Consider the following 23,346-nt stretch of genomic DNA (forward strand, 5'->3'; position numbering starts at 1 on the left):
GGGTGGTGGCCGCCCCTATGGTGGGAGGCGTGGCAGCGAAGCCGTTTGCGTCCAGTGCCGACCTCGCACCCAAGGACGAGGAGTTCGTCCGCCTCGCCGAAGGCGTCTACGCCCTCACCGCCGAAGGCGACCCCAACGTCGGCGCGATCGAGGGCGAGGACTTCCTCGTCTGCGTCGAGGCCCGCGCGACACCCGTGGCCGCCCGCCGGTGGCTCGACCTCCTGCGCGAGCACACCGACAAACCCGTCCGCCACCTGGTCCTCAGCCACTACCACGCCGTCCGCACGCTGGGCGCGAGCGCGTTCGGGGCCGAGCAGGTCATCGCGCACGAGAACACCCGGGCCCTGATCGCCGAACGCGGCGAGCAGGACTGGGCCAGCGAGTACGCCCGCATGCCGCGCCTGTTCGAGGACCCCGCCTCCGTCCCCGGCCTGACCTGGCCGACCCTGACCTTCACCGACCGCCTCACCATCCCGCTCGGCGGCGACCGCGGCGACCTCGAACTGCGCCACTGCGGACGCGGCCACACCGCCGGGGACATCGTGGCGTGGCTGCCCCAGCAGCGGATCCTGTTCGCGGGCGACCTGGTCGAGAGCCGGGCCGCCCTCTACACCGGGGACGCGTTCCACGACGAGTGGGCCTCCACCACGCTCGACGCCGTCGCCGCCCTGGGCGCGGAGCAGTTGGTCGGCGGCCGGGGCGCGGTGGCGCGGGACCGCGGCGAGGTCGAGGCGGCGATCGCCCAGTCCCGGCACTTCCTGGACGAACTGCGCCGCACGGTCGGCACCGTCCACCGCTCGGGCGGCACGGTCGCGGAGGCCTTCCGGGCCGCCCACGACGCCCTCGCGCCCCGGTACGGCCGGTGGCCGATCTTCGAGCACTGCCTGCCGTTCAACGTGCAGCGGTACTGGGACGAGTGCGACGGCGTCGACTGGCCGCGGATCTGGACCGCCGAACGCGACCAAGAGGTGTGGGCGGCGTTGCGGTGACCCCGGTCGTGGTGGTCGGCGCGGGGCCGGTGGGCATGACGGCGGCCCTGTTGCTGGCGCGCGCCGGGGTGCCGACGGTGGTCCTGGAGGCCGCCGACGCCCGCACCGCTGTCGGCAGCCGGTCCATCTGCTTGCAGCACGACGTCCTGCACGTCCTGGAGCGGGTCGGCGTGGGGCGGTCGGTGGTCGAGGCCGGCGTCACCTGGTACCGCGGTCGGACGTTCTTCCGGGGGCGCGAGGTGCTCACCCTGGACCTGCCGCGGCGACCGGGCTTCCCGCCGTTCGTGAACACGCCGCAGACGGAGGTGGAGCGCATCCTGGAGGCACGGGTGCGGGCCGAGCCGCTGATCGATCTCCGTTACGGGCAACGGGTAGTAGGCATCTCGCAGGACGATGACGGAGTCACTTTGTCTACTGTGGACAGTGTCGTTGTCGGCACCCACTGCATCGCCGCCGACGGCGTGAAGTCCACCATCCGCGACCTGCTGGGCATCTCGTTCGAGGGCCACTCGTTCCGGGACCTGTTCGTGATCGCGGACATCCGGGTGGACCTGGGTCATGCGGAACCCGAGCGCCTGTTCCACTTCGACCCGCCCTGGAACCCGGGCCGCCAGGTGCTGCTGCACCCGCAACCGGGCGGCGTGTACCGCATCGACTGGCAGGTCCCGGAGGGTTTCCGGCTGACGGACGAGCACATCAGGCGCATCACGGGCGAGCGCCCGTACGAGGTGCTGTGGCAGTCCACGTACCGCTTCCACCAGCGTCGGGCGGAGCGCTTCCGAGTGGGTCGGGTGTTCCTCGCGGGGGACGCGGCGCACGTCATGAGCCCGTTCGGCGCGCGGGGCTTGAACTCGGGCATCTGCGACGCCGACAACGCGACGTGGAAGATCGCCCTGGACCGGGCGGGTGAGGCGGGACCGGCGTTGCTGCCGTCGTACGAGATCGAGCGCGGCGCGGCGGCTGATGAGAACTTGCGGGTGACGGGCGCGACGATGCGCTTCCTGGTGCCGTCGACGGAGGAGGAGCGCCGGTACCGCCTGGAGGCGCTGGAACGCGGCGACAAGGCTCGCATCGACTCGGGCAGGCTGTTCGAGCCGTTCCCCTACCGGGATTCACCCCTGACGTCCCCGGGCTGCACCGGCGAACTGGCCCCCGCCGGCTCCACCTACGGCCCAACCTTCACCCTGACCGCCAAATCCCTGATCCGCCCAGACGGCCACTACGCCACCCACCACCTCCCACCCGAACCCGCTCCCACACCCTCTCCCACTTCCGTACCCCCAGCCTCGACCCCCTCAACCTCGACGCCCCTAGCCTCCGCACCCGCCGCCTCCGCACCCGCCGCCTCCACACCCGCAACGGAACGCGTGGGCCCGCATATGCCCGCGCGCATGGCCGCCGCCCTTCAGCGAGCTAAAGGTTTCACTTCACTGAACTAAAATTTTCACCCAAGGATGGCGGCGCAGGGAGAGCCAAGCCAAGCGGCACCACCCCCGCGCCGCACTCATCTGCGCCCCGTCCGCGCCGCCCCGTCCGCGCCGAGCCATCCGCGCCGCCCAACCGACCCAATCGCGCCGAGCCCAGCCATCCACGCAGTGCTCTGCCGATCCGCGCCGCGTCCGGCTCATGCATGCCGCGCCCGGCCGGCCCGCGCCCAGCTAAGCGAGGCCGCGCCGAGCTTGCCCGTGCCGAGCCCGCCCGCGCCGAGCCCGCCCACGCCGAGCCCCGCCGAGCCAAAGGCCCGCCGGTCACCGACGCCGAACGGTCAACCTGAACCCCTCCGGTTTCAAGGTCAACATCTCCACCACCCGCAACCGGTACTCCGGATCCGGCGTCAACTCGTACCGCCGCAACACGGCCCCCAACGCCAACGTCGCCTCGTGCAACGCGAACTGCCGCCCGATGCAAGCCCGCTCCCCGGTCCCGAACGGCTTGTAGACGTGCCCCGCCCGCGCCCGGACCGCCTCCGGCGCGAACCGGTCCGGATCGAACCGCTCCGGTTCCGGCCACACCGTCGGGTCCCGGTGCACCAAGGGCAACAACACCAACGCCCACTGCCCCGCGCGCATCGGGTACCGCGAATCCAGCACGGTGTCCACCCGAGCCTCCCGCGCGTACCCCGGCGCGGTGGGCCACAGGCGCAGGGCCTCGTCCAGGATTCGGCGCACGTACCGCAGCTTGGTCACCTGCTCGAACGCCGGCGCCTCGACGTCGCCCCACACGGCATCGATCTCCGCGCGCGCCTTCTCCACCACCGCGGGGTTGCGGGACAGGTAGTACAGCGCGAACGACAGCGCCCCGGACGTCGTCTCGTGCCCCGCGATCAGGAACGTGATGACCTGGTTCCGGACGTTCACCTCGTCCAACGCCCCCGACGCCAGCATCAGGTCCAGCAGGTCCGGGCGGTCCGTCGACGGGCCCGACGCCACCCGCGCCCGGATCACCTCGTCCACGACCTCCGCCAGGTACGCCACGTCCGCCCGGTAGCGCGATTCGGCCGCTCGTCCGAAGAGCTTCGCCGCCAACGGGAACTGGAAGCTCTTCCGCTGCGCATGGCGCAACGACCCGATCATCGCCCGCACGAACGGGTGTGCCTGCTCGCGTCGGAACGAGTCGAACGGGTAGCCGAAGCCGACCCTCCCGATGGTCTCCAGGGTCAGGTTGGTCATGTCCGCCGACACGTCCACCACGCCGCCCCGGTCCCACTTGCCGACCAGTTCGCCCACCACGTCCACCATCGCCGGGTGGTACGCGCGCATGGCGCTCTGCGTGAACGCCGGCATCAGGACGTCGTGCGCGGCCTTCCAGTTCGGTTCCTCGTTGTACGCGGTGAACAGGCCGTCGCCGCCGATGACCCGCAGTTCCTCGACGCCCAGGGCGAGGTGCTTGGCGAAGCGCTTCTCGTCGGACAGCTCGGCGGTCAGGTGGGCCCCGCCGATGAAGACGATCTCCCGGTCCAGGAACCGCCGCGTGAAGATCGGCCCCAGGTCGCGGCCCTGGCGCATGGTGTCCTGCACGGGGGTGCGCCGGGACGTGCCGATGACGTCGCCGATCAGCGGCACCCGCCAGCGCGGGTGCGGGATGGTCGACGTGTCCATGACCGGGGCGGCCATCAGCGCTTGGCCTTGTTCGACGCGGACATCCGCTCCATCACGTCGTCCGCGCCCGTGCGCCGCTGGATCGCCTCCACGAACCCCGGGAACGCCCCGCCGAGCGTGCTGGCCACCCGCAGCTCCACCGGGGCCACGTTGACCTCGGCGCGGTTGCGCTCGATCGCCTCGACCACGCCGGCGGCGACCTGCTCCGGCGACACGGTCCGCATGCCGGCCGGCGGCTTGGCCCCGGTGTCGGCGAACATCCCCGCGTCCCGCACGAACCCGGGCTGCACCACCGACACCCCGACGCCCGTGCCCGCCAGGTCCTGCCGCACCCCCAGGCCGAACCCGCGCAGCCCGAACTTGGTGGCGTTGTAGAGCGACGCGTAGGGCGAGGTGACCTTGCCCGCCAACGACCCGATCAGCACGACGTGCCCACGCCGGCGTTCCACCATGCCCGGCACCAGGGCGTGGGTCAGGGCGATCGGGGCGTCCAGGTTCACGCTCAACGCCCGCCGCACCTCCTCCGGGGTGAAGTCGGTGAGCTTCCCGTTGGCCGGCAGGGCCGCGTTGGCGACCAGCACGTCCACCTCGCCCGCCGCCGCCACCAGCGCCCGCACGCCGTCCGGCTCGGCGAGGTCGGCGACCAGCGCCCGGCCACCGGTCTCGGCGGCCAGCGCCGTCAGCTCGGCCTCCTTGCGGCCCGTGAGCACGAGCCGCGCACCCCGTGCGGCCAAGGCGCGGGCGATGGCGTGCCCCAGGCCGCCCGTCGCGCCGGTCAACAGCACGGTGCTTCCCCTGACGTGCATCGCGGTCCTCCCGGGTGAATACTGTTCGTTCGAACGAACAGTATCCGAAATCGCACGCGGCGACGACCGGGCCACTGGTCCGGTGCGGGAAGATGGGGACATGACCAGACCGGCCGAGACGCGGCAGCGGATCATCAGCGCGGTGCTGCGGATCATCGGCGACGACGGCGTGGCGGGCGTCACCAACCGCCGCATCGCCCAGGAGGCCGGGGTCTCGCTCGGCTCGGTCACCTACCACTTCGCCACCCAGCAAGACCTGCTGCGCGCCAGCCTCCTGCACTTCGTCGACTGCGAGACCAGGCACTTCGGGCAGCTCGCCCGGCAGACGCAGGGGGAGTGCGCCGACCTCGGGCACGTGGTCGAACTGGTCCGCGAGGTGGCCAACACCGTGCCGCAGGACAGCGAGCGCATCGCCCCCTACGAGCTGTACCTGCACGCCGGCCGGGACCCCGAGCTGCGCGACGCGGCCTCCGCCTGCTTCACCGCCTACGACAAGCTGGCCGCGACCGTGCTGACCGCGCTGGGCGTGCCGGACGCGGAGAAGGTGGCGGGTGCCGTCGTCGGGCTGATCATGGGCATGAAGCTGCGCGCCCTCGCCACCGGCTCCGGCACGGACGACCTGGTGGACGGCCTGTTGATGCTGGTCAAGGGCGCGGCGGAACCGCCGCGCCACGACTGACCGGGCTCAGACCAGGCGGCGGTCCGAGGCCCACCGCGAGAGCTCGTAGCGGTTGGACAGCTGGGTCTTGCGCAGGACGCTGGACACGTGCGTCTCGACCGTCTTCACCGAGATGAACAGCTCCGACGCGATCTCCTTGTACGCGTAACCGCGCGCGAGCAGCCGCAGCACGTCCCGCTCCCGGGGCGTCAGCAGGTCCAGCTCGGGGTCGCTGATCGGGGCCGCGCCCGGCCGGTCCGCGAACGCGTCCAGCACGAACCCGGCCAACCGGGGGCTGAACACCGCGTCGCCCTCGGACACGCGCACCACCGCGCGCACCAGCTCCTGGCTGGAGATCGTCTTCGTCACGTACCCCCGCGCGCCCGCGCGGATCACGGCGATCACGTCCTCCGCCGCGTCGGACACCGACAGGGCCAGGAACACCACCTCGGGCAGCGTCGTCCGGACCTGGCGGAGCACCTCCGCCCCGCCGCCGTCGGGCATGTGCACGTCCAGCAGCACCACGTCCGGGCGGACGTGGTTGATGCCCACGACCGCCTCGCCCACGGAACCCGCCTCGCCCACCACGTCGACCTCGTCGGTGATGGAGTCCAGCTCGGCGCGCACCCCGGCGCGGAACAGCGCGTGGTCGTCCACGAGGAACACCCGCACCGGCGTTTCCCGGCCTGTCACGTCCGCACCCCTCCTAGTTCCCGGACCTCGGCATGTAGAGCTGCACTTCCGTCCCCTCGCCGGGGGTGGTGCGCAGCCGCACCTCGCCGCCGTGCCGGTCCATCCTCCCCCGGATCGAGTCCGCGAGGCCATGCCGGTCCTCGGGGACGGTGTCCGGGTCGAAGCCCTTGCCGCGGTCGCGCACGAACACGGTCACCCGTTCGGGTTCCACCTCACCGTAGACGCTGATCTCGCCGACGCCCGCGTGCTTGGCCGCGTTGACCATCGCCTCCCGGGCCGCCTGCACCAGGGCGAGCAGGTTCGGGTCCAGCTCGCAGTCGCCGACGACGACCTGCTGGACGGTCAGCGCGAAGTGGTCCTCGACCTCGCCGGAGGCCTTGGCGATGGCCGCGGACAGGGTGGTCGGCTGGTTGTTGTCCTCGACGTTGCGCCCGTAGAGCCACTCGCGCAGCTGGCGCTCCTGGCCTCGGGCCAGGCGCTTGACCTCGCGCGGGTTCTCGGACTGCTTCTGGATCAGCGCAAGCGTTTGCAGCACGGAGTCGTGCAGGTGGGCGGCGATCTCGGCGCGTTCCTCGGTCCGGATGCGGACCCGGCGCTCCTCGCCCAGGTCGTTGATCAGCTTGATCCACAGCGGCACGGTCAGCACGGCCACGCCGCCGAGCGTGGCGACCACGGCGAGCAGCGCGAACCTGAGCTGGTCGATGCCGTAGCTGTTGACCAGGAGCACGCCGATGCCGATGGCGACCAGGGCCACGCCCGCGAGCACCCGCACGACCGCCGACCGGCCGCTGCCGAGCAGCCCGGACCGCGCGCCGTCCCGCCAGCGCCGCCGCTGGGCCTCGTCCGCCTCGCGCCACACCACGGCCGCGCCGACCAGGGCCACCGCGAGCGGTCCGACGATCCAGCCGCTGACCGGCCCGGACACCAGCCCGCTGATCACCGCCGCGCCGATGCCCAGCGCGACCAGTCCGAGCGCCTGTTGCCGCTCCTTGGACCCCGAAGGCCGTTCCGGCGCGTCCACGTCCCGCTGCGGCACGAACAGCCACAGCAGGCCGTAGGCGACGATGCCGACGCCGTTGAGGGCGGTCAGGGCCGCGAACGCCGCGCGCACCCAGAACACGTCCACGCCGAGGTGGTCGGCCACGCCCCCGGCCACGCCGGCGACGACCCGGCCGCCGCGCCGCCGGCGCACCGGTTCGGGCAAGCGGGACGGCCTGGCCGCGGTCGGTTGCCTGTCCACGGTCTCCACCACCTGCGAGGTCACGGTCCGATCGTCACACGAGCGGATTTCGGATTCATCAGGGTTCCACCCGATGCCGGGTTCAGGGTGGGTCCCCGATGCGCATCGTGCCCGGCAACGGCGATGCTCGTCATCGTGAGCGGGAACCTGAGCACAGCCGGCGTCGAGCAGACGCTCAAGGACTTCTGGGTCAGCAGGCCCAGGCGGCCACACGAGGGGCGCAAGGTCGCCGGTGTCGCCGCCGGTATCGCGGAGCGGTACCAGATCGACCCGGTCATCGTCCGGGTCGCGTTCGTGGCCATGGCGCTGTGCAACGGCGCGGGCATCCTGATCTACCTGTTGGGGTGGTTGTTCCTCCCCCAGGAGGGTGACGAGACCTCCGCGGCGGAGGCGTTGGTCGGCCGGGGCCGCAGCTCCACCCCCGCGCCGCTGACCGTGCTGCTCGGGCTGGCGGTGCTGCCGGCGTCCGGGCTGTTCGTGGACGGCGGTTTCACCATGGTCGGCGGGCTCCTGCTGTCCGTCGGCGCCATCTACGCGCTGCACCGAGGCCGCGGCGCGCTGAACCGTCCCGCTCCGATCCCCGAGGTGAGCCCCGTGGACACCGCAGACGCCCAGACCACCCGCGTCACGCCGCCCGCCTGGGACCCGCTGGGCGCCGCGCCGTTCGCGTGGGACCTGCCCGAGCCGACCCCGACCACCCCGCCCGTGCCGGTCACCCCGGCCCGGACGCGCCGCAAGTCGCGCGTCGGCGGGGCGACGTTCGGGCTGGCGCTGGTCGTGCTGGCCGGGTCGATGGTGGCCGCCGGGTACAGCGACTGGTTCACCGCGCCGCACGTCATCGGCCTGGTGGTCGCGACGCTCGGCCTGGGGATGCTGGTCGGCGCGTTCCGCGGTGGCGGCGGCAAGGGCCTGATGGGCCTGGTCGTGCCGCTGAGCGTGGCCGGGATCGTGATGACGACGGTGGACTTCCCGGAGTGGAGCGAGTCCGACCGGTACGGGGACGTGTCGGCGCGGCCGACGGCGGTCGTGGACGTGCAGCAGAAGTACGAGTCGAACATCGGCACCGTGGACGTGGACCTGACCGGGCTGCCCGCGTCCGGCACGGTGCGGACGGCGGTCGAGATCGGCCTGGGGGAGGCGCGGGTGATCGTGCCGAAGAACGCGGACGTGGTCGCGGTGTGCCACGCCGACATGGGCGCGGTGACCTGCCTGGACAAGCGGGCGGACGGCAAGGGCCCGACCGAGCGGGTGACCGACAACGGCCCCGACGGCGAGGGCGGGCTGAAGATCGAGCTGGACGTGAAGGCCGGCATGGGAGAGGTGGTGGTGAGCCGTGGCTGACGGGGAACTGAAGGAGAAGCGGGGCGTCGACGTGGTGGGCGCGGTGTTCGGGGTCGCGGCCCTGGTCGCCGCCGCGTACATGCTGTCCGACGGGGCGGCGTGGCCGGACTTCCTGGACCTGCGCTGGGCCCTGGCGGGCGCCGCGATGGTCATCGGCCTGGGCCTCCTGGCCGGCTCCGCCCGCCGCCGCTGACGACGGCGACAACCCCCACAACGCGAAGGGCCGCTCCCCACGAGGAGCGGCCCTTCTGCACGTTCGCGGTGGGATCACTCCCACTCGATGGTGCCCGGCGGCTTGCTCGTCACGTCCAGCACGACCCGGTTGACCTCCGCCACCTCGTTGGTGATCCGGGTCGAAATGCGCTCCAGCACGTCGTACGGCAGGCGCGTCCAGTCGGCCGTCATGGCGTCCTCCGACGACACCGGCCGCAGCACGACCGGGTGACCGTACGTCCGCCCGTCGCCCTGCACGCCCACGCTGCGCACGTCCGCCAGCAACACCACCGGGCACTGCCAGATCGTGCGGTCCAGGCCCGCCGACGTCAGTTCCTCGCGGGCGATCGCGTCGGCCTTGCGCAGGATCTCCAGGCGCTCCGCCGTCACCTCGCCGATGATCCGGATGCCCAACCCCGGCCCCGGGAACGGCTGCCGCTGCACGATCGTCTCCGGCAGCCCCAGCTCCGTGCCGACCCGGCGCACCTCGTCCTTGAACAGCGCCCGCAGCGGCTCGACCAGGGTGAACTGCAGGTCGTCGGGCAGGCCGCCGACGTTGTGGTGGCTCTTGATGTTCGCCGTGCCCGCGCCGCCGCCGGACTCGACCACGTCCGGGTACAGCGTGCCCTGCACGAGGAACCGGTAGTCGCCCTCGGCCTTCAGGTCGCGCTCGGCCTGCTCGAACACGCGGATGAACTCGCGGCCGATGATCTTGCGCTTCTCCTCCGGGTCCGTGACGCCCTTCAACGCGCCCAGGAACCGCTCGCGCGCGTCCACGGTGACCAGCTTCACGCCGGTCGCGGCCACGTAGTCCCGCTCGACCTGCGCCCGCTCGCCGGCCCGCAGCAACCCGTGGTCGACGAACACGCAGGTCAGCCGGTCGCCGATGGCGCGCTGCACCAGGGCCGCCGCGACGGCGGAGTCCACGCCGCCGGACAGGCCGCAGATGGCCTTCCCGTCCCCGACCTGCTCGCGGATCCGGGCGACCTGCTCGTCCACGATCGACGACGTCGTCCACTGCGGCCGGATACCCGCGATCTCGTGCAGGAACCGCCGCAGCACCTCCTGGCCGTGCGGAGAGTGTCCCACTTCCGGGTGGTACTGGACGCCCGCGAACCGGCGCTCCCGGTCCTCGAACGCGGCCACCGGCGCGCCGTCGCTGGACGCCGTCACGGTGAAGCCCTCCGGTGCCCGGGTGACGCAGTCGCCGTGGCTCATCCACACCGGGTGGTTGCCGGGCAGCTCCTCGTGCAGGAGACCCCCGTTGGCCTGGACGTTCACCTCGGTGCGCCCGTACTCGCGGGTCCCGGTGTGCTCGACGGTGCCGCCGAGAGCGCCCGCCATGGCCTGGAAGCCGTAGCAGATGCCGAACACCGGGACACCCACGTCGAACAGCTTCGGGTCCACCTGCGGGGCGCCCGGCTCGTAGACGCTGGAGGGGCCGCCGGACAGCACGATGGCGGCCGGGTCCTTCTCCACCAGCTCGGCCACGCTCGCGGTGTGCGGCACGACCTCGGAGTACACCTGCGCTTCGCGCACGCGACGGGCGATCAGCTGCGCGTACTGCGCACCGAAGTCAATGACCAGAACGGGGCGGCTGCTGCTCTCAGACACGGCTGACATCGTCTCAGACCTGCACCGGGTGCTCAGAACGGCCTAGGTTGTGCCCCATGGACGCGTTCACCCCGCAGCCACGCCCCTGCTGGATCGCCGGACGTCCGGAGCAGGGCGCCGGGGCCACCACCGTCACCCACCCCTACGACGGCACGGAGGTCGCGTCGGTCGCCGTACCCGGTCCCGACCAGGTGGAACGGGCGGTGGCCGCCGCGGCGGCCGTGGCCAGGGAGTTCCGCCGCACCCCCGCGCACGTCCGGGCGAAGGCGCTGCTGCACGTCTCCCAGACCCTCGCCGAGCGCGCCGAGGAGATCGCCGAGACCATCACCGCCGAGAACGGCAAGCCCCTCAAGTGGGCGAACGTCGAGGTCCAGCGGGCGGTCAACACGTTCCGCTTCGCCGCCGAGGAGGCCCGGCGGTTCACCGGCGACCTCCAGCGCCTGGACACCGACGCGAACGGCGAGGGCCGCCTGGCGGTGGTCCGCCGGGTCCCGCGCGGCCCGGTGCTGGCCGTGGCCCCGTTCAACTTCCCGCTCAACCTGGTCGCGCACAAGGTCGCCCCCGCGCTGGCGGTGGGCGCCCCGGTGATCGTGAAGCCGGCCTCCGCGACGCCGCTGTCCGCGCTGCTGCTGGGCGAGGTCCTGGCCGAGGCCGACCTGCCCGAGGGCGTCTTCTCCGTGCTGCCGGTGCGCGGCGCGGACATGAAGTCGCTGGTCACCGACGAGCGCCTGCCGGTCATCTCGTTCACCGGCTCGACCGAGGTGGGCTGGTCGCTGACCGACAGCGCGCCGCGCAAGCACGTGGTGATGGAGCTGGGCTCGAACAGCGCGGCCATCGTGTGCCCGGACTGGCCGGACCTGCGCTGGGCGGCGGCCCGCATCGCGACCTTCGGCAACTACCAGGCCGGCCAGTCGTGCATCGCGGTCCAGCGGGTCCTGGTCCACCGGGACGTGGCGGACGAGTTCGTGCCCGAGCTGGTGGCCGCGGTCCGCGCGCTGAAGACCGGCGACCCGCACGACCCGGAGGTCGAGGTCGGGCCGCTGATCGACGAGGACAACGCCCGCCGCGTGGAGGAGTGGGTGGCCGAGGCCGTGTCCGGCGGCGCGACCCTTCACGTGGGCGGCGGCCGGACCGGGACGTCGGTCGAGCCCGCCGTGCTCCAGGACGTGCCCGCGGACGCCCGGCTGTGGCACCAGGAGGTCTTCGGGCCGGTGCTCGCGGTGTCCGTCGTGGACTCGGTGGAGGAGGCGTTCGCGCAGGCCAACGCCACGCGGTACGGCCTGCAGGCGGGCGTGTTCACCCGGGACGTGACGGTGGCCTTCGAGGCGGCGGCCGAGCTGGAGGTCGGCGGGGTGATCATCGGCGACGTCCCGTCCTACCGCGCGGACCAGATGCCCTACGGCGGCGTGAAGGGGTCGGGCACCGGGCGCGAGGGCGTGCGGTCGGCGATGGAGGACTTCACCGAGGAGCGCACGATGGTGCTCACCGGCATCACGCTCTGACCGCCCGCGGTCAGGCGACGCGTTCGGACGCCAGGATCCGGAGGTCACCGGCCACCGGCTGCACCAGCAGCCGGTAGGTCTCCACGGTGGGGGTGCCGAGCTGGACGAACGTCAGCTCCACGTCCGCCGTGAAGTGGTCGTCCTCCCGGGACACCACGACGTCGCCCACGTGCACGGTGTCGTACTTGCCCCAGAACTCCGCGTACTCGCCGAAGTCCGGGCGGAAGTCCGGGGACAGGTTCTCCCAGGCCGCCGACGGGTCGTCGGCCACCAGCGCGTAGTGGGCGCGGACGAAGTCGCCCACGGCCGAGTCGTCGAAGGCCGGCGGCGCGACGACCCGCGCGTCGGTCTGGCCGGGGGGCGGGGTGGGCGCCGACCGGTCCGCGGTCAGCGACGCGGCGGCGATCGCGCCCGCCGCGACCACCAGGATGACGGTGGCGATCGCCGGCGCGAGCCAAGTCGGCCGCGGGCGGTCCACCGGCGGGTCGGCAAGCAGGTCCACGGCGTCGGCGGCCGACGGGCGTTCCGCCGGGTCCACGGCCAGCAGGCGGTTCAGGACGCCGGACAGCGGGCCCGGCGACGGCGGGGTGATGTCGGCCCGCGCCGCCTTGTAGAGCAGGGCGAGGCTGTTGTCGGTCACGCCGTAGGGCGGGGTGCCCTCGGTCGCCGTGTAGAGGGTCGCGCCCAGGGAGAACACGTCGGCGGCCGTGCCCGGCTGGTCGCCGCGCGCGACCTCGGGCGCCAGGTACGCGGGGGTGCCGGTGAGCATGCCGGTGTCGGTGAGGGTGCCGTCGTCCACCGAGCGGGAGATGCCGAAGTCGGTCAGCTTCACCGCGCCGTCGTGGCCGATCAGGACGTTGGACGGCTTCACGTCGCGGTGGATGATGCCCGCCGCGTGGGCCGCGGCCAGGGCCGACGCCACGAGGCCGCCGATGCGGGCCGCCTCCGCGTGGTCCAGGGTGCCGCGTTCGGCCAGCAGCCCGGCCAGGCTGCGCGCGGGCACGTACTCCATCACCAGCCAGGGCCGGTCGTCCTCCACCACCACGTCGAACACCGCGACGGCGTTCGGGTGGTGCAGCCGGGCGGCGTTGCGCGCCTCGCGCAGCGCGCCCTCGTCGGGCCGGCGGAGCTGCTTGACGGCCACCTCGCGGTCCAGCAGCGCGTCGCGCGCCCGCCAGACGATGCCCATGGCACCGCTGCCGACCCGCTCGACCAGCGCGTACCGCCCGCCGACCGTCGTCCCCGCCTCGTGCACGCGTGGAGGGTAGCGGCCGGGGTCAGTTCGTGGAGACGAGCTTGGCCAACTCGCGGTCGAAGTCGATCCACAGGTCCTCCTCGCCGGGCTGGACCACGTCGTAGGTGAGGTCCAGGAACTCGGCGATGTCCTCGGCCTGGGCGGACAGGATCGCGAAGCCGGTCGGCGCGTTCAGCTCCAGCAGGACCCGCTCCGGGTCGTCGGCGGCCGGGCGGACCAGGATGTCGCCCTCGCCGGACGCGGTCAGCAGACCGTCGGCCAGCAGGTCCCGGGCGAAGATCCACTCGACCTTGCCCTGCCCGGTGTGGAACAGGACGGCGACCGCGTACGGGTCTTCCGGTTCGTAGTGCAGCTCGGCTTCCACCGGGGCCGGCGCGACGCCGGGGACCAGCAGGTGGAACGTCGTCGTGGTGGTGATGCTCTCGGCGCTCATGTCTCTGGGATTCCCTTCTCGGTTCGACCCTCTCAGGAGAGGAGACGTCCGGGAAGGTGAATCGGGACGTGGTTCGCCTGAACACCACGCGATCGGGGGAGACCTGCGTCTCAGGTCCACCCGTTTGCCCACATCGCCCGTCTCAACTGGCCGTACCGGCGAGTAACACTGCGTTATCGCAGGTCACTTGAGCGTAGTCGCGGGCTCCTGCGGGACCGGGACGATCGCCGTCGCGGGCTGCTTGCGGGTCAACCCGACGCCGACGAGCACCACGACCATGCCCAGCACGACCCGGAGGTTGAGGTCCTCGCCGAGGAACGCGGCGCCGAGCAGGACCGACACCACGGGCAGCAGGTAGCCGACCGTCGTGGCGTTGGTGGGGCCCTCGTCCTCCACGATCCGGTAGTTGATGATGAACGCGAGGCCGGTGCCGAAGACGCCCAGGATCGCGACCGCGACCAGCGGCTGCCACGACAGGTGCGGCTCCTGCAGGCCGCCGACCGGCAGCACGAACACGGTCAGCCCACTGGCCAGCACGAGCTGCGTGGCGGAGATCTGCATGGACGTCAGACCGGTCCCGGAGACCGTGCGGCCGACGTAGGTGTACGCGACCGCGTAGGAGGCCGCCGCGGCGAGGCACGCCAGCGCGCCCCAGCTCGCCAGACCGGCCTTCTGCCACGGCGCGAAGATGAGCAGGGTGCCCGCGAAGCCCAGCACGAGCCCGGCGAGGCGGGCCGCGCCGCGCTGCTTCTCGAAGCCGAACGCCAGGCCGATGGCCAGCGCCCACAGCGGGGTGGTGGCGTTGAGCACGCCCGCGACCCCGGAGTCCACGGTCTCCTCGCCCACCGCGAACAGCACGAACGGGATGACGTTGCCGAACACGGCGGCGATGGCGAGGTGCCCCCACACCGCCCGCCCGCGCGGCAGCCGCTGCCCGCGCGCGAACAGCAACCCGGCCACGACGGCGGCACCCAGCACGGTGCGCACGAGGGCGATCTGGACCGGGGACAACCCGGTGAGCGCGATCTTGATCCAGAGGAAGCTGGAACCCCAGAAAAGGGCGAGGACACCCATCCTGACCAGCGTGCCGGGCTTGTTCACCGGGACATCGTGCGCCTTGCGAAGCTTCCAGGACAAGTGAATAGAAGTGCACGACCTTTAAGCACAGCTATAAGCTCGGTCCATGTTGGACGTGCGACGCATGCAGGTGCTCCGCGCCGTGGTCACCACGGGCTCCATCACGGCCGCCGCGGTCAACCTCGGGTACACCCCCTCGGCGATCAGCCAGCAGGTCGCGGCCCTGGAGAAGCAGGCCGGCCTGCCGCTGCTCGACCGCGTCGGCCGGGGCGTGCGCCCCACCCCGGCGGGCCGGATGCTCACCGAGCACGCGGCCCACATCACCGACCGCCTGGTGGAGGCCGAGGCCGCCCTCGCCGACCTGCGGGCGGGCCGGACCGGCCGGCTGCGCGTCCGCTACTTCGCCACCGCCGGCGCGGCGCTCGTGCCGCCCGCCGTGGCGGCGTTCAAGGAGAAGCACGCCGACGTGCAGCTCGACCTCAAGCTCACCGAGCCCGTGGACCCGATGACGGAGATCGCGGCCGGGCGCGCGGACGTGGCGCTGACCGTGTTCCCCCGGGACGTGGACGCGCCGCGCGGGGTGGCGTTCGTGCACCTCCTGGACGACCCGTACCTGGCGGTGCTGCCGCGCGGCCACGAGCTGTCCCGCAAGCGCGTGCTGGACCTCGCGGACCTGGCCGACGAGCCGTGGGTGGACGCGGTCAACCCGCCGGGGCCGTGCCGGGACATCGTGCTCAACGCGTGCGCGGGGGCCGGGTTCGCGCCGAACTTCGTGCTGGAGTCCGACGACTACCCGACCGCGCAGGGCTTCGTGGCCGCCGGACTCGGCGTGACGATCGTCCCGAAGCTCGGGCTGGGCGTCGTGCACCCCGGCGTGGTGGTCCGCAAGCTGCGCCGACCGGAACCGGTGCGCATGATCCACGCCGCGGTCCGCGAGGACGCCCTCGGCTCGCCCGCCGTGCGCACCCTGGTGGACGCGCTGAAGGCGGCCGTCGCCTAGGGCGTGTCCGACGGCCGGTCGGGCATGGTCGCGGATCGAGCCGCTGCTACCCGCCTGCGACGAGGGCGGCCGGCGGGGGCGACACCGTCCAACGCTGAACCAACCGACCCAACCGGTGGCGCGGCCCGGTCACCCGCTCCGACCGGCCCCAGCCCTACCTGGCCGCCGGACAACAAGGCACGGCCTAGGCGGCGCCCAGGTTCTGCTCGCGGAACAGGAACAGGCCGCCGTCCTTGAACTGCAGGACGATCAGCTTCCGCTCCTGGGTCACCGAGTTGTCCTTCTTGGTGATCGTCAGATCGACCTCGTAGGCGTAGTCGGAGTTCTCCTTGATGTTGGTCAGCTCGACCTTCTTCACGGAGCCCCAGTAGCTCTTGTAGCCGTTCGCGCCGCCCGAGCTGCCTTGCATCTCGGGGGCGAGGCGGCTGAAGCCCTCGTCGATGTGCGCGGGCAGCAGCGCGTAGTAGTCCCGGATGGTCTGCTCCATCTGGGGCTTCGTCGGGTCCACCGTGTACTTGGTCGGCGGGGCGACCGGCTTCTTCGACGAGGACGTCGACGGTTCACCGCCGCCCGCGACCGGCGTGGCCGACGTCGTCTGCCCGGCCTGGCCCTCGGTGCCGCCACCGCCGGAGAGCATGCTGGCCAGCAGGATGCCCACCACGGCCGCGCCGACGATCGCCAGCGCCGTGACCACGGTGGACCGCTTGCTCTTGATCGGGCCGCGACCCGCCGGGCGGGGGCGCGCCGGCGCGGCGGCCGGGCGCGCGGACTGCGGCACGGCGTGCACCGGGCGCGGCGGCGTGTGCGGGGCCTGCACCGGGGACCCGACCCGGGTCGCCTGCGGGACCGGGTTGTGCGGCGGCGCGGGGTTCTGCGGCGGCACGGGCGTCATCGCGCGCGTCGCCGGGGCCGGGACCTGGACCGGCGCGCCCTGCCACGACGGCGGGTGCGTCTGCGGCACGGCCACCGGGAACTCCGGCGCGGCGCGACCCGCGGCGACGGCGGCCAGCGCCTCCTTCGCCTCGGCCATCGTCGGCCGGTCCTCCGGCTCGGCGCGCAGCAGGCGCATCAGCAGCGCGGTCAGCGGACCGGCCTGCTTGGGCGGCGTGACCTTGCCCGACGCGACCTTGTGCAGCAGCGCGATGGTGTTCTCGTTCAGGCCGAACGGCGGCATGCCCTCGACCGCCGCGTACAGCGTCGAGCCGAGCGAGAAGACGTCCGACGGCGGACCCGGGTCGTAGCCCTTCGCGACCTCGGGAGCCAGGTAGGCGGGCGTGCCCGCGAGCATGCCGGTGGCGGTGACCGTGACGTCGCCGGTCGCGCGGGAGATGCCGAAGTCGGTGATCTTGACCGTGCCGTCGTCGCCGAGCAGCACGTTGCCCGGCTTGATGTCCCGGTGCACGATGCCCGCGTTGTGCGCGGCGGCCAGCGCGCTGGCGACCTGCGAGCCGATCGCGGCCACCTCGCGCGGCGGCAGCGTGCCGCGGTCGGCCAGCACGGTCGAGAGGCTGCGCGACGCCAGGTACTCCATGACCAGCCACGGCTGGCCGTCGTCCTCGGCCACGTCGTACACGGCGATCGCGTGCGGGTGCTGGAGGCGGGCCGCGATCCGGCCCTCCCGCATGGCGCGGCGCTTGGCCTCGTCCGTGTCCGACTCGGCGAGACCCGGCTGGAGCAGCAGCTGCTTCACCGCGACGGTGCGGTGCAGGCGCTCGTCGTGGGCCTGCCAGACGATGCCCATCGCGCCGCTGCCGATCCGCCGGCCCAGTCGGTAGCGGCCGGCAACCAGGCGGCCATCGTCGGTCACGGGTGCTCCAAAGCTGCTCGGGCCTACAGATCAGTGGCGAACACCGGTGCCATCGCCACTCGGACAAAGGACGTTGCATCACCCGATCGGGTTCAGCACCACCTTACGAGGTCTGCTATTGACCTTGGGCCGCGGTCGTCGTGGTCGTCGTGGTAGTGGTCGTCGTCGTGGTGGTGGTCGGTGCCTGCGACGACGGCTTGGTGGTGGTCGTCGTGGTGGTCGTGGTCGGCTGCTCCGTCGTCGTCGGCTGGGTCGTCGTCGGCTCCTCGACCGTCGTGCGCGGCGGCACTGTGGTGGTGGTCACAGCGGCGGACGACGTCGTCGGGGCGGGCGTGCTGGAGCTGCTCGTCCCGCTCACCGGCGGGACGGTCGGCTCCTTGCGGTCGAACACGTTCAGCGCGACCAGGATGAAGCCGATCAGCAGCAGCAGGCCCAGCACCGCGGCCGTGATGACCAGCGGGCGGGTGTTGTTCGTCGGCGGGGGCGCGACCGGGGCCGTGGGGCCGGTGGTGCGCGGGTTCGGGCGGACCACGCGGGTGCGCTCGGGGTCGAGCACCGACGTCGCGCCGGCGGGCACCGCGAGCGGCACCGCGTTCAGCCCGGACAGGCTCGGCTCCCGGCCCTGGGCGACCGCGTTGAGCAGGTCGCGGGCCTGCGCCATGGTCGGCCGCTGCTCGGGGTCGTAGTTGAGCAGGGCGAGCAGGACGTCGGTGAGCGGGTGGTCCAGCGTCGGCGGGTTGATCCGGCCGGCGGCGACCGCGTGCAGCACGCCCAGCGTGTTCTCGCTCAGCCCGAACGGCGGCTCGCCCTCGGCCGCCGCGTACAGCGTCGAGCCCAGGGAGAACACGTCCGAGGCGGGCGTGGGGTCCTGGCCGCGCGCGATCTCGGGGGCCAGGTAGGCGGGGGTGCCCGCGATCAGGCCGGTCTTGGTGACCGTGACGTCGTCGCTGGCGCGGGAGATGCCGAAGTCGGTGATCTTGACCAGGCCGTTGTCGGACAGCAGCACGTTGCCGGGCTTGACGTCCCGGTGCACGATGCCCGCCGCGTGCGCCGCCGCCAGCGCCGCCGCGGCCTGCGCGCCGATGCGGGCGACCTCCTCGGGGTCGAGGGGGCCGTGCTCGGCCATCGTGTCGGCGAGGCTGTAGGACTGCAGGTACTCCATGACCAGGCACGGAGCGCCGTTCTCCTCGACCACGTCGTAGACGGCGATCGCGTTGGGGTGGTGCAGCTTCGCGGCGATGCGACCCTCGCGCATGGCGCGCTGGATGGCCTCGTCCTGCTCGGTGGCGTCCAGCCCCGGGGCGAGGAGCAGTTGCTTGACCGCGACGATCCGGCCGAGGCGCTCGTCCTGGGCGCGCCAGACGACGCCCATGGCGCCGCTGCCGATCTTGTCCAGGAAGCGGTAGCGCTCGGCGATCAGCCGGCCTTCGGCGGTGCTCACCGGACCACCTCGCAAGGGCGTTGCGGGACCGCGGCGGGGGCAGCAGGTCTCACGCTCGTGCTCCTCGTCGTGCGGATCGGTGCGCGGACAGCCTACCCCGGCCGTGACGACGGCTTTCGGACCGTTGCGCAGGTCACGCGAGCTTTGTCCGGACCGGGAAGGGATACCCGAATCCAGTCCGGGAGGCCACCTGTTCGGGTGAAGATCGCGTCTTTTGACTCCGAACGGCCCAACACGGGCCGGACCGAGCGGGCCCCTTGCCACATCCAACCACGCCGGGTCGGGGTGCCGGCGGCGGGACACGGCGGTCGGGGCTGTCGCGGTGGTGCCGCGGGGTCGGGGCGGCGCGGTCGGTCGCGGGAGCTTCGCGGTTCGCTCGTCGTGGCGGCTGTCGCTGCCTGGGCGCTGCCTCCGGCCCCCGGTTCGATCATCGCACGGGGGTACGACATTTCGGGCGTCCCGCGTCCCGCGTCCCGCGTCCCGCGACCGGTGGTCGGGTCGGCGTGCGTGGCGCGGTCGTGGGTTACTCGGCCGGGGCGAAGAAGTCGAAGCCGCCGATCGGGGCCAGGATGCCGCCGAGGTCCAGGCCCAGGCCCGGCTTCGACGGCTCGGTCGAGGACGGCGGCGGGGTGGACGAGTCCGGCGTGGACGGGGACGACGGGGTCGTCGAGCTGCTGGACGAGCTGCTGGTGGGCGGCGGCGCGGTGTCGCTGCTCGGGGGCGTCGTCGTGGTGGTCGGCGCGGGGGTCGTGGTCGCCGGCGGTTGTTCCGGGGCCGGGGCCTGTTCCGTCGTCGTGGTGGTCGTCGGGGCCGGCTGCTGGGTCGCGCGCGGCTTCTGGGTGGCGGTCTGGGCCGGGGTCGTCGTGTCCGTCGTGGACTCCGCCGCCTGCGGCGCCTGCTGCTGCGCGGCGGCGGCCGGGGCCAGGTCCTTGCCGACCGTGTTGGTGGCCCGCGCGGCCGGCCGGGTGTCGTAGCGGACCTCCGCCAGCGGGCGCTCGTCCGGCGACGACAGGAGGTTGCTCGCGGTGAACGCGACCGTGCCGGCCAGCACCACGCCGCCGCTGGCCATCGCCACCAGCTTCGGCACGGAGAACCCGCCGCCGCGCTCCTCCTCGCCCGCCCGGCCCTCGCGCTTGAGCAGCTCGGTGACGTGCAGCTCACGTCCGGACAGGTTGGCCGTCGCCTTGAACCGGACGGTCTGCTCGTCGGTGATCCGCGGGATCGGCTGGGTTTCGGCTTCGCGCCGGGCGATCAGATCGGCGACGGACAGCTGGGCCGTCGTCCCGTCCCGTCGACGGCGTTTGTCGTCGTTCGACACCGAAGGTCACCTTTCCCGGAGAGTGCGTTGCGCTACCGGCCGGGAACATGGATACCGAATCGTGACCGAGTTCGTAACCCCTTCGGGCGAACTTTCCTCGACAACAACCCCGCGACGTCACTCCCCGTCAAGTCGCCGTTCAAGATCAATACCCACCGTCAACTGCGCTGGGCCGAAAGGACGCGGGTTCCGGTGATCCTCGGCTGGCTCGTCTCTGTGAGCCAGAACACCTGCTCGACGCGCATCCACCGACCGGTCCGCTCCTGCATCGAGACCACCGCGAGCACCGACCCGTCCGGCCGCGCCGAGGTCGACTCGATCGTGATCGACTGGATGCGGTCCCACGCCGCCACGAACTCCCCGGCGCTGCCGCCGACCAGCTCGGGCGAGAGCAGCCGGGCGGCCTCCGCGGGCTTGGCGGGCAGCAGCTCGTAGAACCGCCGCACCACGTCCACGTGCGGGTCGGGGCCGGTCGCCACGCTTGGCGGCGGCGCCACGGACGGCGCGACCGGCTCGTCGGCCGCCAGCGGCGCGGGCTTGACCTCGGCGGGACGGCCCGGCTCGGCGACGTCCCCGGTCCACGCCGACCCGCCCGGCTCGGCGGACCCGCCCAGCTCGGCGGACAGCACGTCCGGCCGCAGCGCGGAGTGCCCGCTGATCTCCCGGGGCGCGGCGGCCCGCGGGCGCTCCGGACCGGGCGCGCGGTGCCCGGCCAGGACCGCCACCGCCGCCACGGACGTGATCAGCACGAGCGCGCCGGTGACCAGCCCGGCGATCCGCGCGCCCCGCCGGGACGGCGGCGGCGCGGACCGGTGGACCGGTTCGCCCAGCAGTTCCGTGACCAGGCCCTGCGTGGCGGCCTGTTCCGGAGAGGGGATGCGCAACGGGGTCCGCTGCTTCCTGATCAGCTCGGCCACCGAGACCGAGCCCGTGCGGTTGTGCCTGCGACCGCTCGTCGTAGGGCGCTGCACTGGCGACTCCCTAACCCTGTGTCGTCAGGCAGAACACGTACCGCGCACACAACATCGGAATCCAGACGCAACACGAGGGTTCACCCGTTCGTGGCGGTCAACGGTCCCGGCGGGCCGTTCCACCGAGCGCCCGGTGGCGTGGGCACGAAACGCTGTACGTTCGCGAACGACCGCTAAACCCCGCCGAACAGCCGCTCGGCGTTGATCAACGGATCACCGCTCGTGGTGAACCCGAGCTGCCGCTTCTCGGTGGTGGTCGAGCCGTCCCTGTTCTTCACGTGCAGCGTGCTGATGGTGACGCCCCGGGCCGGGTCCACGCTGATCTCGGTCACCTCGATCGCCGAGACGTCCTTGAAGTGGCCCTTGAGCAGCGCTTTCGCGTCGGCTTCGAAGGTGTCGGCGACCATCTCCAGCGCGGTCGCGGCGTTGGCCACGGCCTGCTCGTAGAAGCTCTCGGTGCGCGCCGCGACGGCGACCGCGTCCACCACCGGCGCGCCGGAGCTCGGCACCGTCGTGACGGTGGGCGACGCGGACGGCGCGGACGACGCGGGAGCCGCCGACGTGCCGCCGACGGCCGTGGCGGGCACCTCGGGGGTCCGTTCGGGGGCCGCCGGCGCCTCGGGCCGCGCGCCGGGTTGGGGGCGGGCGGTCGGCGTGGGGGACGGCGTGCTGGTGCCGAACCCGGTCACGATCGGCGCGGACGTGGGGTAGCCGGGCATCCCCAGGCGGTCGGTCGGCGTGCCGGCCCCGACGAGCTTGATGGCGGCGTAGACCAGCCCGGCGAGGACCCCGGCCGATGACAGCACGGCGAACCACGCGGCCCGCTTCCACGTGCGGGGCGGGGTGACGGAGGCGGGCACGAGCCCGATGTTGAAGCTGCCCAGGCCGATCGACTCGCGGTCGGGGTGGGGGTCGCGCTGAGCCGGGATCGCCGCCTGGGGGGTGGGGGCCGGCGCCGCGGCGGTGGACACGCTCGCCGGGGCGGCGGTCGGCGCGGACGCTGCGGCGCTGCCCGGCGGACGCCCGCCGGCGGTAGCGCCGGGTGGGGGCGGTGCCGCGGTCACGCTGGGCGCGGCGGCGGTTCCGGGCCGGACCTGGCCGGCGGTGGTGCTCGGCGGCGGGGCTGCGGTTCCGGGCCGGGCTCGGTCGGCGGCGGTCGTGGTCGGCGGGAGGTGGCCGGTGGCGGTGGTGCCCGGTGGGCGTTCGGTGGGGCGGGCGTGTGGCGTGGGGGTCGTGCCCGGTGGGCGGTCCGACCGTGGTGCGGGGGCGTGGTCGAGTTCGCCGCCCAGCGGCAACCACGGTGCCGCGCCGTCCTCCAGCCGATGTCGACCCGATCGTTCCGGTTCCCCGATGTCCATGCCTGTGCAGACCCTCCCCAACCCCGGTCCTGACGCCCTCAAAGCCGCTGTTCACCTGTTCAGGGGCAGGGGATCGGGGGTGGGACGAACGAGACCCTGCGCCCACGCAGCAGCGTAGGTGCAGGGTCCGCGGGTGGCCCGACAGATCAGCCTTGTGACACCGAGTGACACTCTTCCGAGTGAGTTTCAGCTACCGCTGTTCAACCGTTTGCGACTGCTCTGCAACGCGTTCGTGGCAGCCAGACCCGCACCACCGGCCATCAACGCGCCGATGACGTCACCGGACACGCCCCCGCCCGACGTGATCAGCAGCCCGACCAGGGCGATGACCGTGGTCACGCCGGCCACCGTCCACCTGCTCCGGACGTACTGCGCGATCGGCGCGCCCGCCGCCCGCTTCGACTTGGCGGCCGACCCCAGCATGGCCAGGTAGCCGTCGTGGGCCAGCGTCGCCAGCACACCGAGGATTGCGATGAGACCCGTGATGAGACCGATGACGCCCATGCACCCAGTGTGCCCTCGGTTTTTCCGG

21 protein-coding genes are annotated in these 23,346 nt (G+C 72.9%); 7 read left to right on the forward strand and 14 right to left on the reverse strand.

Annotation, left to right across the window (positions count from 1 at the left end; genetic code table 11):
• The first annotated feature begins 29 nt into the window (after positions 1 to 29).
• Positions 30 to 989, forward strand: coding sequence for an MBL fold metallo-hydrolase (locus AB0A74_RS09050; RefSeq protein WP_358248287.1), 960 nt, complete (start codon positions 30 to 32; stop codon positions 987 to 989).
• A complete protein-coding gene (locus AB0A74_RS09055; protein ID WP_358248288.1) occupies positions 986 to 2,428 on the forward strand; it encodes an FAD-dependent monooxygenase in 1,443 nt (480 codons plus the stop codon). Before AB0A74_RS09050 ends, AB0A74_RS09055 begins: the two co-directional genes overlap by 4 nt.
• 309 nt (positions 2,429 to 2,737) lie before the next feature.
• On the opposite strand, the gene AB0A74_RS09060 is transcribed toward AB0A74_RS09055, so the two are convergent.
• Positions 2,738 to 4,102: a cytochrome P450 gene (locus tag AB0A74_RS09060; protein WP_358248289.1), complete on the reverse strand. Its 1,365-nt coding sequence runs from the start codon at positions 4,100 to 4,102 to the stop codon at positions 2,738 to 2,740.
• A complete protein-coding gene (locus AB0A74_RS09065) occupies positions 4,102 to 4,893 on the reverse strand; it encodes an SDR family NAD(P)-dependent oxidoreductase (protein WP_358248290.1) in 792 nt (263 codons plus the stop codon). Before AB0A74_RS09065 ends, AB0A74_RS09060 begins: the two co-directional genes overlap by 1 nt.
• Before the next feature lie 100 nt (positions 4,894 to 4,993).
• Here AB0A74_RS09065 and AB0A74_RS09070 point away from each other — a divergent pair, with 100 nt between their 5' ends.
• Entirely contained in the window at positions 4,994 to 5,572 is a 579-nt protein-coding gene (locus AB0A74_RS09070; RefSeq protein ID WP_358248291.1) for a TetR family transcriptional regulator, read from the forward strand.
• Between the two features lie 6 nt (positions 5,573 to 5,578).
• On the opposite strand, the gene AB0A74_RS09075 is transcribed toward AB0A74_RS09070, so the two are convergent.
• Both AB0A74_RS09075 and AB0A74_RS09080 read right to left on the reverse strand, forming a co-directional pair.
• Positions 5,579 to 6,244, reverse strand: a complete 666-nt coding sequence (locus AB0A74_RS09075; protein ID WP_337729239.1) for a response regulator transcription factor — start codon at positions 6,242 to 6,244, stop codon at positions 5,579 to 5,581.
• A 13-nt stretch (positions 6,245 to 6,257) separates the two neighbouring features.
• Positions 6,258 to 7,484 carry a PspC domain-containing protein gene (locus AB0A74_RS09080; RefSeq protein ID WP_358248311.1) on the reverse strand — a complete coding sequence of 409 codons (1,227 nt, stop codon included), beginning with the start codon at positions 7,482 to 7,484 and terminating at the stop codon, positions 6,258 to 6,260.
• Between the two features lie 135 nt (positions 7,485 to 7,619).
• Here AB0A74_RS09080 and AB0A74_RS09085 point away from each other — a divergent pair, with 135 nt between their 5' ends.
• Positions 7,620 to 8,825, forward strand: coding sequence for a PspC domain-containing protein (locus tag AB0A74_RS09085; RefSeq protein WP_358248292.1), 1,206 nt, complete (start codon positions 7,620 to 7,622; stop codon positions 8,823 to 8,825).
• Entirely contained in the window at positions 8,818 to 9,018 is a 201-nt protein-coding gene (locus AB0A74_RS09090) for a hypothetical protein (protein WP_343935418.1), read from the forward strand. Before AB0A74_RS09085 ends, AB0A74_RS09090 begins: the two co-directional genes overlap by 8 nt.
• A 74-nt stretch (positions 9,019 to 9,092) precedes the next feature.
• Here the strand turns inward: AB0A74_RS09090 and guaA are convergent, their stop codons facing one another.
• The gene (guaA, locus tag AB0A74_RS09095) at positions 9,093 to 10,661 is read right to left on the reverse strand and encodes a glutamine-hydrolyzing GMP synthase (protein WP_358248293.1); all 1,569 of its coding nucleotides are present in this window, start codon (positions 10,659 to 10,661) and stop codon (positions 9,093 to 9,095) included.
• A gap of 47 nt (positions 10,662 to 10,708) precedes the next feature.
• Here guaA and AB0A74_RS09100 point away from each other — a divergent pair, with 47 nt between their 5' ends.
• Positions 10,709 to 12,154, forward strand: a complete 1,446-nt coding sequence (locus tag AB0A74_RS09100; protein WP_358248294.1) for an aldehyde dehydrogenase family protein — start codon at positions 10,709 to 10,711, stop codon at positions 12,152 to 12,154.
• Positions 12,155 to 12,164: 10 nt separating this feature from the next.
• On the opposite strand, the gene AB0A74_RS09105 is transcribed toward AB0A74_RS09100, so the two are convergent.
• The 3 genes from AB0A74_RS09105 to AB0A74_RS09115 all read right to left on the reverse strand — a co-directional run bounded on the left by AB0A74_RS09105 (position 12,165) and on the right by AB0A74_RS09115 (position 14,943).
• Positions 12,165 to 13,409, reverse strand: a complete 1,245-nt coding sequence (locus AB0A74_RS09105; RefSeq protein WP_358248295.1) for a serine/threonine-protein kinase — start codon at positions 13,407 to 13,409, stop codon at positions 12,165 to 12,167.
• 22 nt (positions 13,410 to 13,431) lie between these two features.
• Positions 13,432 to 13,842 (reverse strand): SsgA family sporulation/cell division regulator, encoded by a 411-nt coding sequence (locus AB0A74_RS09110; RefSeq protein ID WP_121225067.1) that lies wholly within the window; start codon positions 13,840 to 13,842, stop codon positions 13,432 to 13,434.
• 183 nt (positions 13,843 to 14,025) lie between these two features.
• A complete protein-coding gene (locus AB0A74_RS09115) occupies positions 14,026 to 14,943 on the reverse strand; it encodes a DMT family transporter (protein ID WP_358248296.1) in 918 nt (305 codons plus the stop codon).
• Between the two features lie 82 nt (positions 14,944 to 15,025).
• On the opposite strand from AB0A74_RS09115, the gene AB0A74_RS09120 reads away from it, so the two are divergent.
• A complete protein-coding gene (locus AB0A74_RS09120; RefSeq protein WP_358248297.1) occupies positions 15,026 to 15,919 on the forward strand; it encodes a LysR family transcriptional regulator in 894 nt (297 codons plus the stop codon).
• Between the two features lie 184 nt (positions 15,920 to 16,103).
• Here AB0A74_RS09120 and AB0A74_RS09125 read toward each other — a convergent pair whose 3' ends face one another.
• The 6 genes from AB0A74_RS09125 to AB0A74_RS09150 form a co-directional block, all read right to left on the reverse strand.
• Positions 16,104 to 17,726, reverse strand: coding sequence for a serine/threonine-protein kinase (locus AB0A74_RS09125; protein ID WP_358248298.1), 1,623 nt, complete (start codon positions 17,724 to 17,726; stop codon positions 16,104 to 16,106).
• A 115-nt stretch (positions 17,727 to 17,841) separates the two neighbouring features.
• Positions 17,842 to 19,167, reverse strand: a complete 1,326-nt coding sequence (locus AB0A74_RS09130; protein ID WP_358248299.1) for a serine/threonine-protein kinase — start codon at positions 19,165 to 19,167, stop codon at positions 17,842 to 17,844.
• 523 nt (positions 19,168 to 19,690) lie between these two features.
• On the reverse strand, positions 19,691 to 20,485 hold the full coding sequence (locus tag AB0A74_RS09135; RefSeq protein WP_358248300.1) for a hypothetical protein: 795 nt from the start codon (positions 20,483 to 20,485) through the stop codon (positions 19,691 to 19,693).
• 158 nt (positions 20,486 to 20,643) lie between these two features.
• Entirely contained in the window at positions 20,644 to 21,456 is an 813-nt protein-coding gene (locus AB0A74_RS09140; RefSeq protein ID WP_358248301.1) for a hypothetical protein, read from the reverse strand.
• Positions 21,457 to 21,629: 173 nt separating this feature from the next.
• Positions 21,630 to 22,814 (reverse strand): hypothetical protein, encoded by a 1,185-nt coding sequence (locus AB0A74_RS09145; protein WP_358248302.1) that lies wholly within the window; start codon positions 22,812 to 22,814, stop codon positions 21,630 to 21,632.
• A gap of 186 nt (positions 22,815 to 23,000) precedes the next feature.
• Positions 23,001 to 23,318 carry a hypothetical protein gene (locus AB0A74_RS09150; protein WP_358248303.1) on the reverse strand — a complete coding sequence of 106 codons (318 nt, stop codon included), beginning with the start codon at positions 23,316 to 23,318 and terminating at the stop codon, positions 23,001 to 23,003.
• Positions 23,319 to 23,346 lie beyond the last annotated feature (28 nt).

The organism is Saccharothrix sp. NPDC042600 (assembly GCF_040647305.1).
Lineage (GTDB): Bacteria > Actinomycetota > Actinomycetes > Mycobacteriales > Pseudonocardiaceae > Actinosynnema > Actinosynnema mutabilis.

What these genes read in the sequence shown, in the direction of transcription:
- AB0A74_RS09060 (WP_358248289.1), bottom strand. Translation starts at nt 4,102, where the DNA reads ATGGCCGCCCCGGTCATGGACACGTCGACCATCCCGCACCCGCGCTGG.
- AB0A74_RS09065 (WP_358248290.1), bottom strand. Translation starts at nt 4,893, where the DNA reads ATGCACGTCAGGGGAAGCACCGTGCTGTTGACCGGCGCGACGGGCGGC.
- AB0A74_RS09070 (WP_358248291.1), top strand. Translation starts at nt 4,994, where the DNA reads ATGACCAGACCGGCCGAGACGCGGCAGCGGATCATCAGCGCGGTGCTG.
- guaA (WP_358248293.1), bottom strand. Translation starts at nt 10,661, where the DNA reads ATGTCAGCCGTGTCTGAGAGCAGCAGCCGCCCCGTTCTGGTCATTGAC.
- AB0A74_RS09100 (WP_358248294.1), top strand. Translation starts at nt 10,709, where the DNA reads ATGGACGCGTTCACCCCGCAGCCACGCCCCTGCTGGATCGCCGGACGT.
- AB0A74_RS09110 (WP_121225067.1), bottom strand. Translation starts at nt 13,842, where the DNA reads ATGAGCGCCGAGAGCATCACCACCACGACGACGTTCCACCTGCTGGTC.
- AB0A74_RS09120 (WP_358248297.1), top strand. Translation starts at nt 15,026, where the DNA reads ATGTTGGACGTGCGACGCATGCAGGTGCTCCGCGCCGTGGTCACCACG.
- AB0A74_RS09145 (WP_358248302.1), bottom strand. Translation starts at nt 22,814, where the DNA reads ATGGACATCGGGGAACCGGAACGATCGGGTCGACATCGGCTGGAGGAC.
- AB0A74_RS09150 (WP_358248303.1), bottom strand. Translation starts at nt 23,318, where the DNA reads ATGGGCGTCATCGGTCTCATCACGGGTCTCATCGCAATCCTCGGTGTG.